Source organism: Pseudoalteromonas sp. MMG033 (assembly GCF_057197785.1).
Genome location: NZ_CM170070.1, coordinates 4,529,505 through 4,542,905, shown reverse-complemented (window position 1 = coordinate 4,542,905; position 13,401 = coordinate 4,529,505). Strand labels below are relative to the sequence as shown.

Here is a 13,401-nt window from a genome sequence, read left to right as displayed (position 1 = left end):
TGCCTAAGTGCGTAAAACCAAAATTAGATGGCATCTGTTGGAACGAATTAACAAATCGGTTGTGGCATATCAGTTAATGGAATCACGACCGGAAATAAATTAAAAGACATTGCTTAGCTGCAATGACTTGTTGGAAAAATAAATGACGAATAATAACTTCTCTCAAACCGCTGCTTTTCTCTGGTCAGTCGCTGACTTACTTCGCGGTGACTTTAAGCAATCACAATATGGTCGCGTTATTTTACCTTTTACGCTACTACGTCGCCTTGAATGTGTATTAGAAGAATCAAAAGACGCTGTTGTTGCACAGGCTGAAAAAATAAAGGCCATGAATCTGCCTGAAGACGCACAGGAAAAAATGTTGCTACGTGCGACTCAAACAGAAAAAAACAAAGGCGGTTTGTCATTCTTTAATACTTCGCCAATGAACCTCAGAAAAATGGGTCAGAGTGATATTAAAGACAACCTTGAAAACTACATTCAGTGCTTTTCAAAAGATGCCCGTGAAATCTTTGAACACTTTAAGTTTGATGAATTTGTTGGCCTGCTTGACGATGCTAACCTGCTTTATAAGGTGGTTGAAAAGTTTTCTAACACTGACTTAAGCCCTAAAGCGATTTCAAACCACGACATGGGTTTGGTGTTTGAAGAGTTAATCCGTCGATTTGCTGAAAGCTCAAACGAAACCGCAGGGGAGCACTTTACCCCACGTGATATCGTACGTTTAACTACGTCATTAGTCTTCATGGAAGACGATGACGCCCTAACCAAAGACGGGATTATCCGCACCATATACGATCCAACCGCAGGTACAGGCGGCTTCCTATCGTCAGGCATGGAATATGTGCATGAGCTAAACCCGAAAGCAGTGATGCGTGCCTTTGGTCAAGAGCTTAACCCAGAGTCATACGCTATCTGTAAAGCCGATATGTTGATTAAAGGGCAAGACGTCAGCCGCATTAAGTTGGGCAATACCCTATCAAACGATCAACTACCGATCGATCAATTCGATTATATGTTATCTAACCCACCATTTGGTGTGGATTGGAAAAAAATCGAAGGTGATATTAAAGATGAGCACATTCTAAAAGGCTTTGATGGTCGCTTTGGCGCAGGTCTTCCCCGTGTATCAGACGGCTCTTTACTATTTTTAATGCACTTAATCAGTAAGATGCGTGACACTACCTCTGTTGAAGGCAATATCAGTGATGGTGGGCGTATTGGTATTATCTTAAATGGCTCACCACTCTTTACAGGTGGAGCAGGCAGTGGCGAGAGCGAGATCCGCCGCCATATTTTAGAAGCCGACTTACTAGAAGCCATCATCGCCTTGCCAACCGATATGTTCTACAACACAGGCATCGCCACGTATGTTTGGGTGTTATCTAATAAAAAAGAGGCTGAGCGCAAAGGCAAGGTACAGTTAATAGATGGCTCTAATTTGTGCGGTAAAATGCGCAAATCACTTGGCTCTAAACGTAACTTGATGAGTGATGATGATATTAAAACCATCACCCGCGCTTTTGGTGACTTTGAGGTAATAGATGCTCGACCTGTTGATAAACCCGTCTCTTCACAAGGGCAAGAAAAGTCTAACCGTGGGCGTCAATCAATGACCCCTAAAACAGAAGCGCCGAAAACCTTTGCCAGCAAAATTTTCAATACCTACGAGTTTGGCTATCGCCGTTTAACCATCGAACGACCTCTACGTTTATCTGCACGAATCACCGACCAAAAGGTAGAGTCATTACGCTTTGCACCTAAACCGTTTAACGCAGTGATGAAGTCTGTTTATGACTTGTTTGAAACTACGTGGACTGAAGAAACATATGGTGATTTAAAGCCTTATGAAGATGAAGTACGCAGGCTGGTTAAATCCGACTTTCCAGAGCTGAAAGAAAAACAGATTAAAGATTTGATCAACAGTAAAATTTGGTTGTTCCAAAAGTCATTGATGGAAAAAGCCCAAAAACTTAAAACAGAAGTCGGCACAGAGCAGCATGATGATTTTAATCAGTTTGAACGCACCCTAAAAGCAGCCTTTAAAGCGACTGATGTTAAATTTGATGCCAAAGAGAAAAAACAATTCCTTGATGCAATAACTTGGAAGAACCAAGACGCCGAGCCAGTCATAAAAAAGGTAATGAAAGATGAAGCCGCTCCACTTTATGGTTCATTTGAATACAAAGGTAAAGTAGTTGAGTTCCAGCAAGATGGCGATCTGCGTGATAACGAGAATGTACCGCTTGACCCAAGTGTAACCACATCTGATTTAATCGAAACCTACTTTAACAAAGAAGTTGCTCCACACGTTGCTGATGCTTGGATTAATGCCACGAAGCGTGATGAAAAGGACGGTGAAATAGGTGTAGTGGGCTATGAAATACCTTTTAATCGCCATTTTTATGTTTACCAACCGCCTCGTGCACTGGAAAAAATTGACGAAGATTTAGACTCAATTAGTGTTGACATTATGAAGCTACTTCAAGAGGTGCATTCATAATGAGTAAATACAAGCCATATAAGGATTATAAAGTCTCGAATGTTGATTGGCTTGGTGATATCCCAAGTCACTGGATATGCACAAATTTAAAACGATATTGCAATGTAACTGACGGAAGTCACCATTCACCTAAAATTCAGGAGAATGGTTATCCATTTATTTCAGTAACTGACGTAGGTATCAACTCGATTAATTTTGAGGCAGCAAAGAAAATCTCAGAAAAAGACTATATTCGTTTGGTTAAAGAGGGCTGTAAACCAAAAATTGGTGACGTATTACTTACGAAAGACGGAACGATTGGAAGAGCGTGCATCGTTGACGGTGATATGCAAGATTTTGTTATCTTGTCTTCATTGGGTTTGCTCACTCCAAGTGATAGATTAGCTAACCGCTTCCTATACTATTATTTAGTTTCAGGTATCAATGTTGATCAGATGAATAGCATGATTCACGGTTCTGCCTTACGCAGAATGACAATCAGTAAAATTGATCAGTTGATAGTTACGTTCCCTCCTTTTAATGAACAAGAGCAAATCGCCAACTTCCTCGACCACGAAACCGCAAAAATCGATATCCTAATCGAAAAGCAGCAACAGCTTATTAAGCTGTTAAAAGAAAAGCGCCAAGCGGTGATCAGCCATGCCGTAACCAAGGGTTTAAATCTCGAAGCGCTGATGAAAGACTCTGGTGTGGAATGGTTAGGCGAAGTGCCTGAGCATTGGGATACATCAAAATTGAAGTACCTTACCACGCAAATAGTTGATGGAGCACATTTTACGCCTACATACGTAGACGATGGTATACCATTCCTTAGGGTTACTGATATTCATAAAAAAGAAATAGACCTTAACAATATTAAATTTATTCCTAAAACAGAACATGAAGAGCTTATTAAGAGGTGCAAACCAATAAGAGGCGATTTACTTCTATCAAAGAATGGCACAATAGGTGTTCCCAAAGTTGTAGATTGGGATTGGGATTTCAGTATCTTCGTCAGTCTGTGTCTAATTAAATTTAATAAAAAAATTGATGTTAATTATGCATATTACTTTTTTAAAACACATGAAATTCAAGAGCAAATATTCGGTCAAATAAAGCAGAGTACAGTTATCAATTTGCATTTAGATAAAATTGCGAAATTCGTATTTACAGTTCCACCTATAAATGAGCAAAAAGATATAGTTGAGTATTTAGATGAAATAATTGGGAAGTACGATCTACAAGTTATAAAAGCAGAGGAAATGAACGATTTACTCAGAGAACGCCGCACAGCGCTTATATCAGCGGCAGTCACAGGCAAAATTGATGTACGTAATTGGCAAATGCCTGAAGTGAGTGAAGAGGAAGTGGCGTAATGGATTTAAACTTATGGAAGGGAATTTCTAGTTTTGTTGCAATTGATAAATATCCGACACTACCTTGCCCATATTGCGCTGAAATAGGCTTGAAGTTAGAACAGTCGAGTATTCAAGCACGCGTTGTTACTGAAGGAAAGCTCCTTGAAGCGAGCAAGCGATATCAAAGGGACAAAGATGAAAGTGAAAAAAAGCGCAAAGAAAGGCATAGCAATACCGAAGAATCAGACCCATTTTTGGTCAAGCTAATTTTGGCCGCATTTGATTATTATTCAGAGGCTACCTCTCCAATTAACGGCGTGCCTCATCTTTTTAATAGTTTTTACCATTGCGAAAAATGTAATGGGAATGTATCAGCTTCAGGCGTATTGCTTAAGCCTAAAATGGGTTTAGAAGACAAGCCAAAACCTGATTTTGTTAAGGTTGAGCATTTTTCTCCAACAGTGCCAATTTTCAACCTTTCTGAAAATACACCTCATGAAGTAGGTAAAGAGTTATTTGATGCCTTTAAGCATTTCCATTTTGATACGCCTTCATCTGCGTCTAAATTAAGACGCGCTATAGAACGGTTTTGTGATGATATGAAGCTTGACGGAAAAGTGCTACATAGTCGGATAGATCAATTAAAAAAAACGTACCCTGAGGAAGCTAAACAATTACTTGCTCTCAAATTGATAGGTAATGAAGGAACTCATGGCTCTGGTGTAGATGAACTTGATTTGCTGTATGCATTTCAGATTTTTCAGGTGGTATTAGAGCTTTATGACCGTAAAGCTAGGCTCGACTCAATCCAAATTTGTTATAAAAAGTTAGCAGATAAATACGATAAGAAAAAGCAAAAACAACTAGTGCACAAAACTCCTGCGGTATAACTAAATAGTTAATGGAATTAATGATGAATGACGCAACCCAAGAAAAAATTTTTCAAAACGATATTATCACCCAAATGGTGGCAAATGGTTGGGTGCAAGGCCAACCTGAACACTATAATCGTGAGTCAGCCTTATATGAGCAAGATGTCCTCACTTTTGTAAAAGAAACACAACCGAAAGAGTGGCAAAAGTTTTGTAAGGTTTACCCGATTGATTCAGAGCGCCACTTTATTGATGCGCTCGTGGTACAGCTTAAAAAAGCGGATGTAAATGCAACTGATAAGGCATCACGCACTTATGGTACTTTAGGTGTACTGCGTCACGGCTTAAAAATACGTAATGCGCGTTTTTCATTATGCCAGTTTAAGCCAGAGCATGATTTAAACCCTGAAACCCTTGCCCGTTACCAGAAGAATATTTGCCGCATTGTACCTGAGCTTGTGTACAGCCCATATGCAACAAAAGAGCATTTAGCTGAGACTGGCAAAAAAGCTAAGGCATGGCGCATTGACTTGGTGCTGTTTGTTAATGGCTTGCCTGTATCAACTTTAGAGCTTAAGTCTGAATTTAAGCAAGCAGTTGAAAAAGCCATTAAGCAATATAAGCGCACTCGTTTACCAAAAGACCCTGCGACCAAGAAGCCAGAACCACTATTAACCTTTAAACGCGGTGCGTTAGTGCACTTTGCTGTAAGCCAATATGAAGTCTATATGGCAACTAAACTGGCAGGTGACGATACCTTCTTCTTACCGTTTAACAAAGGTACAAGCGAAGGTGGCGCGGGTAATGATATTTCAACGCGCTCTAATGAAAGGGATCTAAACCGCTATGCGACAGATTACTTGTGGAATGAGGTTTTAACGCCGGATAACTTACTCAATATAATTGGCCGCTTTATTCACTTACAGATTGAAGAGGTCGAGGATTGGGAAGGTCGCAAAACCAAAAAAGAAACCCTGATATTCCCGCGTTATCACCAATGGGATGTAGTGACTAAGTTGATTGGTGCTGCCATAGAAGAGGGCACGGGCAATAGATACCTTGTGCAACACAGTGCAGGGTCAGGTAAATCAAATTCGATTGCTTGGACAGCACATCAGCTTTCAACCTTGTATGATACAAACGGCAACAAGCAATTTCATTCAGTGATTGTGGTAACAGACAGAACAGTTCTTGATGATCAGCTACAAGATACCATTTATCAATTTGAACATGCTGATGGTGTGGTTCAAAAGATAAACACTAAGGAAGATAAAGGTCGTTCTAAATCTGAAAAGCTTGCTGAAGCTTTAGAGAATTCAGCGCCGATTATTATAGTAACTATTCAAACCTTCCCGTTTGTATTACGTGCAATTGAAAACTCTACCTCGCTCAAAGAGCGTAACTATGCGGTCATTGCTGATGAAGCGCACTCATCGCAAAGTGGCTCTACAGCGCGTCAGTTAAAAGAAGTATTAATGACTGATGAAGCGGATGATGATACAGAACTCAACTCTGAAGATATTCTAGATGCAACGATTGCCGCTCGCCGTGGTAGCGCCAACTTAAATTACTATGCCTTTACGGCAACACCCAAGGCTAAAACACTAGAGTTATTTGGTCGCAAACCCAACCCTGAGTTACCTGCATCTAAACAAAACAAGCCAGAAGCGTTTCATGTTTATTCAATGCGCCAAGCCATTGAAGAAGGCTTTATTCTTGATGTATTGAAAAACTACACCAATTACCAAGTCGCTTATCAATTAGCACAAAAAATAGAAGCGGCTGATCAAGAGGTAGATAGTAAAAAGGCCAAAGTAAAACTGAATCAATGGGTGCGCTTGCACGAATACAACATCTCACAAAAGGTGAAGGTGATTGTTGAGCATTTTAAAGACAACGTGATGGGCTTATTGGGCGGCCAAGCAAAAGCCATGGTTGTGACTAGCTCTCGTAAAGAAGCGGTGCGCTATAAACTAGCTTTTGATAAATATGTGACAGAAAACGGCTATCAGTCTATTCGCGCTTTGGTGGCGTTTTCAGGTGAAGTTGAATTTAGCAAAGATGATCCTGACTCTATTGCTTTGCTTGATCAAAAGTTCACTGAAAAAAGCATGAATCCAGATCTTAAGCAAGATATGCGAGAGGCGTTTGACACCGACAGCTATCAACTCATGCTAGTGGCTAATAAGTTTCAAACAGGATTTGATCAACCGAAGCTTTGCGCCATGTATGTGGATAAAAAACTGGGTGGTGTTGAGTGTGTTCAAACGCTATCTCGTTTAAACCGTACTTACCCTGGTAAAGCGCAGTGCGGCACGTTTGTACTCGACTTCTTCAATGACCCTCAAGATATTTTAGATGCCTTTCAGCCTTACTATCAAACAGCAGAACTCGCTGATGTAACAAACCCTGATGTGGTATTTGAGTTAGATGAAAAGCTACGCACCAGCGGCATATTCCTATGGAATGAAGTTGAACAATTCTGTGAAGCATTCTTCACTAAAAACAAATCAAATGCAGCTATCAGTAATATTTGCAAGCCTGCGGTAGACCGTTGGCAAAAACGCTATAGCTTAGCGGTAGACGCATATATTCAAGCCAAAGACATGTTTGAGCGCACCAAAAAAACAGGTGACGCAGTGCTGATTGCCAATGCTGAAAATAGCTTTAAAGAGTGTAAGCAAGAGAAAGATCGCCTTGAAATCTTCAAAAAGGATTTAGGTAGCTTTACTCGCTTTTACGAGTTTATGTCGCAGATAGTCGATTATGACGATAAAGAGCTAGAGAAGCTAAGCCTTTATGCAAGACATCTACGCCCGTTATTACGCGAAAAGGTGATTGAAGAAGATGATATCGACCTTGATAACGTAGTCATGAGTCATTACCGCTTATCTAAAATTCGCCAGCAAGATATTAAATTAAAAGAAGACAGTCCCGAATCCCAGCTTGAGCCAAGCAGTGATGTGGGTAGTGCAAAGGCGAAGGACAAAAAAGAAGAGTTTATGTCTAACATTCTTGCACGCCTGAATGAGGTGTTCATCACCGACAACCTCACTGACAAAGATATGATCAACTATGCATTCACCGTGCGCGACAAGCTCACTGAAAATGAGTCGGTAATGAAGCAAATAGCCAATAACTCCCGTGAGCAAGCCATGCTCGGCGACTTCCCTCAAGCCATTGATGACGCGATCTTGGACAGCAGTACTGCTCATCAAGAGCAAATGATGCAGTTGTTGTCTGACCCATCGAAAACAGCGCAGTTTGCACGGGTGGTGTTTGATATGTTGAGTGGGCCTTTAAAAACAACCTAAAGTGGTGCGAGATATATATTTTTAGCGATGTACAGCCCATTTATCGCTGCAGTATAAGAATGTGTTTAAGGATTAAATAATGATAAGTAAAGAACACCTGCGAACTATAGTGGAAAAGGCACTGCTAGAAAACGCGTTGCCTGTGAATCACTCTGTTTTAACGCCACATCTTGAAAATATATATACGGAGCTGAAAGGCATTATTGCTTTACCTTCTTGGGATAATAAAAAAGATACTTTGGCGCAGATCAGCGCGTTAATTTTGCAAATTAATTCAAATGATGGCTTTAATGAGCAGTTAAAAAGTAGCTTAATTGAATCTTTAAAGTTAAGTGTAACCGAAAGCAGACCTTGCTGGTTTGTGGGGGCGAGTTGGGGCAAGCAAAGCGTTGACCAAACCCAGCGATTTATTGAGCAAGGAATTTGGGAAAACGGCTATGAAGACAAGTACACTCAAGATGTAAAAAGCATCAAGGTGGGCGATAGAATCGCTATCAAGTCTGCGTATACAAGGCGTAAAGACTTACCTTTTGAATCTCGAGGTAACACGGTTTCTGTCATGGGGATCAAGGCCGTCGGGGTAGTGACGGGCAATAAAAAGGATGGACGGCAGCTTCAAGTCGATTGGCAAAAAACCTATTCACCAGCCAAAGAGTGGTATTTTTATACAGGCAGAACCACAGTATGGCGAGTAGAGCCGGGTGAGTGGATCACCGATGCGCTGATTAAGTTTACATTTGAAGGCGCTGAACAAAATTACAAAAAGTTTGCCAATCATGCCTCGTGGAAAGAACGGTTTGGCGACATACCCGAAGACGATATTAGATTTAAATGGACTGGTTTTTATGAGGCCATTGCCAATGAACTAAGTGGTTATAAAACCAATAGAGCAGCTTTAATTGATTGGATGATGACGGTTGCACAAAAATACGACCTATCTTATATCATGGGTAAAAACCTTGAAGATATTGACCCATTTACAGTTATAGGCATTTTCAATCGTAATATAAGACCTGACACCCGCAAAGAGATCGCTCACGAGCTTGCTGACTTTTTACAGCTAGATATACCGGTACCGGAGTCTTTTGAAGCGATCCCTGTATTGAATAATCAAAGGTCTTGGTTTTTTTCCTCTAAAGAAGAAAGAGGAGAAGAGGACATCAATAATCTTTGGGCTTTATTTGATGCTGCCAGAGATTTAGCGGATGAAAATAGTGAAGATGATTCGGTATTTGTGAATTTATACAACAAAGTGGCGGCCCAGCATGGCATACGCTGGAACTTGTCGATGGGATTGTATTGGATAAGGCCATGGAGCTTTCCGACGCTTGAAAAGCAAAGTAAAGCGTATTTGGCAACACTGTCTATTAAACCGCAAAGAAATGGCCCCGATAGAAGTTGCAGTGGTCGTGATTATTTGTCAATTAGAGAAGATTTACAAATCAGGTTTGCAGAGCCTGAATTTCCAGTGCATTCATTTCCTGAGCTGTCGCTTTTGGCTTCGCTAAAACCAATTCAAAAGAAAGAAAACACGCGTTTAACATGGAAAACAGAGGTATTGTCCCGAGTTAAAGACCTTTGTCATGAAAAGCGCAGCGCGTTTTTTTCACGCGTAGAGTTCAAAGCACGTTACCTAAAAGAGTTAGAGGCTTTATTCCCTGAAAACAACAGCGCTGAGTTTTCGATTGATAGCAATATGCAAAAGCTGCGTGATGAAGATGAGATCCGTTTTGTCACTGGTGGTAACTATGAGTGGTTGAGTTACGAAGAGTCTTTAGAAGATGATGAGCAGCAAGAAGCGTTTAAAGGAAAAGAATATACGGTAGAAAGCATCGTTGAGGAAGGCTGCTTTTTATCACAAGATGCGCTTGAAGACATGTTGTATTGCCTAAAAGAAAGAAAAAACCTCATTTTACAAGGGCCGCCGGGAACCGGAAAAACATGGCTTGGAAAGCGTTTAGGCTATGCGTTAATTGGACAGGAACAGCAAGATTTTATAAAAGCGGTGCAATTTCATCCAAATATCTCTTATGAAGATTTCATCATAGGTTGGCGACCAAATGAAGACGGTAATCTGTCGCTATGTGAAGGACCATTTTTAGAGTTTGTTAGGCTTGCGCAACAAAATGCTAAAAATAATTATGTTGTGGTAATAGAAGAAATTAACCGAGGCAATCCCGCGCAAATTTTTGGTGAAATGCTGACCTTACTGGAAGAAGGTAAACGCACACCGCGAGAAGCTTTGGAGTTGAGTTACCGTATTAAAGGTGACGAGCCTGTATATATCCCTGAAAACCTTTATGTGATTGGTACTATGAATGTGGCTGATAGATCCCTTGCCATGGTTGACTTAGCACTACGCAGGCGTTTTTCATTTATTGATCTTGAACCTACTTTTGGCAAGCCATGGCGTGACTGGGTGCACCAAGAAACAGACATTGACTTGACCAGCTTAGAAGCAATTGAACGCCGTATCAATGCGCTAAATAAAGTGATTGCTGCAGACGAGAGCTTGGGTGAGCAATTTAAAATAGGTCATAGCTATGTAACCCCAGCGCGCGGCCGTAAAATTGAAGATGTAGGTCGCTGGTTTAAATTAGTGGTAGAAACCCAGATATATCCAGTGTTGATTGAATATTGGTTTGATAAGCCAAGTAAAGCAAAGCAGCAAAAAGACGCGTTATTAAAACCGCTATGAGTATTGTAGAAACCGTTAAGTGCAATACGGCTGCGGGAATACCCGTCAGAAATTTATGGCTTTTGATGCTGTATGCGTCTGATTTTCGCTATTTGCTGCATCAAAAAGGTGACAAAGAAGACATTGATGAAGATGTTGCGAACTTGGTTGCAGAGGTGTTTTGTAGTGAGGTGAACACTAGGCTAAAACGCCAGTTAAGTCATGGCTATAAACGCACCTCAGGTGAATTGAATCGTGTTCGAGGTCGCATTAATACGCTAGAGACGTATTCAAAAGGTTTACTTAAAAAAGGTAAAGTGAGCTGTGCTTTTGAGACGTTATCTGTCGATACGGCCAGAAACCGTTTTATTTTGGGGGCGCTACAGCGTTTGCTTTGCTTGGTCTCAAGCAAACAGTTAAAGCAAAGTTGTGTAAGCCTTGTTAAGTCAATGAAGCAGCATGGCGTATCAGATAAGCTCGATAGACAATATCACCCTAAATATGAGCGGTTTGGCAAGCATGAGATGGCTGATCGCAAGGTATTACAGTTGGCTGCGCTGGCTTTTGATCTAGCGCTTATAAATGAGTCGGCGGCCAATCAACTTTACCCATCTCCAGACAAGCAAGCATATTGGGTAAGAAAGTTGTTTGAAAAAGCCGTAGCAGGCTTTTATACCGCTAAGCTAGGTAAGGGTTGGTCCGTTAGACGAGGTAAGCGCTTAAATTGGCGTATAGATGGTGCATCAGAGTTAATTGATAAACTTATGCCATCGATGCAAATAGATATGCAACTTGAAAACTTAGTGGCCCAGCGGCGGTTAATCATAGACACAAAATACACATCAATAACCACACATAATTATTATGGTGGAGAAATATTCAAAAGCGGTTATATCTATCAACTCTATACCTATTTAAGGTCACAAGAGTGTACCAATGATCCTTTATCTTTGACCTCATCGGGCATGCTATTACACCCTTCGATTGGTGAACATTATGATGAAGTTGTTAGCATACAGGGGCATGATATACGCTTTTGTACGGTTGATTTGACTGAGTCAGCCGCTGAAATAAATCGTCAGCTGATTGGGTTGTTGGGGTAGTTTGTAATTAGCCTGTTAAGTTTGAGGTCGGATGCTGTAGTAGCGAATGAGCTACGGTTGGTGATCATCAGGACGCTATCTTGGATCATGTGCAGTTAGGTGTTACGTGAATCAGACCTTATTGATAAAGCCTCGGCTTTATATAAATTTTTTACATTAACCAGAGCTTAAATGCGCTAGGAAGCCATAATAATGGGAAACAAGATTCAACTAAACTTAAAGAGCAAACTAATCATTGTCAGTATTCTAATGCTGGTGGTTATTTCTTGGTTGGATGTATTGGACAATTTGTCGAAAGACTTTTTGAACGACTCAATCACTCAGGCCGGGCTTACTTTTGCGAGTGCAAAGGCAATAAATGCTTCGGTTTCTGTTATGCAAAGCTTTAGCGTCGACTTTGGGGTGTCTATTTCACCTGGAGAGGTGTTAGATCCTGTTAACGATATGGTTGAAGACTTTTCTACGTTGATGAAGTACGCTTTGGGTTCTTTGTTACTTCAAAAGCTGTTAGTTGAAATAGTCTCCATGGGCTTTTTCAAAGTGTTGTTAACTTTAACAGCTGGGGTTTCAATACTTTATATCATTAATCCGGCATTACGGCTCAAAGCTTTTGTTTTCAAACTGCTAGTGACTTTTGTCGCACTGCGCTTTTTTGTTGTATTGCTAGTCATAATAAATAGTTTGGCTAGCCAGCTATTCTTGGATGACAAAATAGATAAAGATATCGTTGCGCTCAATGTATCGTCGTCTAACCTTTCTGAGCTGCAAGGGACTCCAAGTGGCCTGCCAGACCATATCCGTAGTGACCTAACAAGAGATGTACAAGAAAGGGAGGTTGAAGTAGGTAAACTAACCCGAGAAGCTTCAAGGCTGGACGCAGAAATAACCCAATCTAGAGAAGAATTAAATAAACTCGAAGCGCTATATGCAAAAGTGCCCGTAAAAGAAAAGTACCTCGTTAATACGCAGGAAGTTACAAGCCTTAAACGTGCTATGAATGATGCTGAAAATGATATTCGTAGGCTGCAAGATCACAGAGACAGAACACAAGATAAGCTTGAAGATATTAATGATGAAATTGAAGTACTTAGCAGACAGCTAAATGGGGAAACGTCATTCTTTGAAGATATTGGCAAGGCAGTGTCGGGGGCATCAGCGCAGTTTATCAAGTTTAAAAATAAGTTTTCTTATGATGTTTTAAAAAATACCATCGGCGATACGATTGATACTATGCTAGGCGCTATGATCCCGTTCATTTTAAAAACTCTATTATTACCGTTTTTGTTCATTGTTGGATTATTGAAGCTTTTCAAGGGGATTTGGGCCATTGATTTGGGAGCTGAAACTCGAAAAGTGAGTGATTCAATTAACGAGACTGTTAAAAGTCTAACTGAGAAAGAGAACGAGCAAGCTCAATTGCCCATCAGTAAAGAGTAAGAATCGAATTTTGAGGAGCCTCACAAAGGGGCTCATCATTCTTATGTTGGGATTTATTACAATTTGATGGGTGCTTTAAGTATTGATTGTGATGTCTAGCAAGGAGCTCTATTTACCTATCAAATTGACTAGTTAGCTTAGGGGGAAGTGGCTAGTTT

Annotated in this window: 7 protein-coding genes; all 7 read left to right on the top strand. The window is 40.5% G+C overall.

Going from position 1 to position 13,401, the window contains the following annotated elements:
* Window positions 1–142: 142 nt before the first annotated feature.
* The 7 genes from AC2CZC_RS19750 to AC2CZC_RS19720 all read left to right on the top strand — a co-directional run bounded on the left by AC2CZC_RS19750 (window position 143) and on the right by AC2CZC_RS19720 (window position 13,243).
* Complete coding sequence (locus AC2CZC_RS19750) at window positions 143–2,503, top strand: type I restriction-modification system subunit M (protein WP_211036028.1); 2,361 nt, start codon at window positions 143–145, stop codon at window positions 2,501–2,503.
* Window positions 2,503–3,858: a restriction endonuclease subunit S gene (locus AC2CZC_RS19745; protein WP_211036027.1), complete on the top strand. Its 1,356-nt coding sequence runs from the start codon at window positions 2,503–2,505 to the stop codon at window positions 3,856–3,858. Before AC2CZC_RS19750 ends, AC2CZC_RS19745 begins: the two co-directional genes overlap by 1 nt.
* Window positions 3,858–4,730 carry a DUF4145 domain-containing protein gene (locus AC2CZC_RS19740; RefSeq protein WP_211036025.1) on the top strand — a complete coding sequence of 291 codons (873 nt, stop codon included), beginning with the start codon at window positions 3,858–3,860 and terminating at the stop codon, window positions 4,728–4,730. The genes AC2CZC_RS19745 and AC2CZC_RS19740 overlap by 1 nt, the downstream gene beginning before the upstream one ends.
* Before the next feature lie 23 nt (window positions 4,731–4,753).
* Window positions 4,754–8,026 carry a type I restriction endonuclease subunit R gene (locus tag AC2CZC_RS19735; RefSeq protein ID WP_211036066.1) on the top strand — a complete coding sequence of 1,091 codons (3,273 nt, stop codon included), beginning with the start codon at window positions 4,754–4,756 and terminating at the stop codon, window positions 8,024–8,026.
* A 79-nt stretch (window positions 8,027–8,105) separates the two neighbouring features.
* Complete coding sequence (locus tag AC2CZC_RS19730) at window positions 8,106–10,724, top strand: McrB family protein (RefSeq protein ID WP_247686836.1); 2,619 nt, start codon at window positions 8,106–8,108, stop codon at window positions 10,722–10,724.
* Complete coding sequence (locus tag AC2CZC_RS19725) at window positions 10,721–11,806, top strand: 5-methylcytosine restriction system specificity protein McrC (RefSeq protein WP_211036023.1); 1,086 nt, start codon at window positions 10,721–10,723, stop codon at window positions 11,804–11,806. Before AC2CZC_RS19730 ends, AC2CZC_RS19725 begins: the two co-directional genes overlap by 4 nt.
* Window positions 11,807–11,998: 192 nt before the next feature.
* Complete coding sequence (locus AC2CZC_RS19720) at window positions 11,999–13,243, top strand: hypothetical protein (RefSeq protein WP_211036021.1); 1,245 nt, start codon at window positions 11,999–12,001, stop codon at window positions 13,241–13,243.
* Window positions 13,244–13,401: the final 158 nt, after the last annotated feature.

Bases quoted from the DNA above. Each gene is read 5' to 3' on its own strand.
- AC2CZC_RS19735 (WP_211036066.1), top strand. From the start codon at position 4,754: ATGAATGACGCAACCCAAGAAAAAATTTTTCAAAACGATATTATCACC.
- AC2CZC_RS19745 (WP_211036027.1), top strand. From the start codon at position 2,503: ATGAGTAAATACAAGCCATATAAGGATTATAAAGTCTCGAATGTTGAT.
- AC2CZC_RS19725 (WP_211036023.1), top strand. From the start codon at position 10,721: ATGAGTATTGTAGAAACCGTTAAGTGCAATACGGCTGCGGGAATACCC.
- AC2CZC_RS19730 (WP_247686836.1), top strand. From the start codon at position 8,106: ATGATAAGTAAAGAACACCTGCGAACTATAGTGGAAAAGGCACTGCTA.
- AC2CZC_RS19750 (WP_211036028.1), top strand. From the start codon at position 143: ATGACGAATAATAACTTCTCTCAAACCGCTGCTTTTCTCTGGTCAGTC.
- AC2CZC_RS19720 (WP_211036021.1), top strand. From the start codon at position 11,999: ATGGGAAACAAGATTCAACTAAACTTAAAGAGCAAACTAATCATTGTC.
- AC2CZC_RS19740 (WP_211036025.1), top strand. From the start codon at position 3,858: ATGGATTTAAACTTATGGAAGGGAATTTCTAGTTTTGTTGCAATTGAT.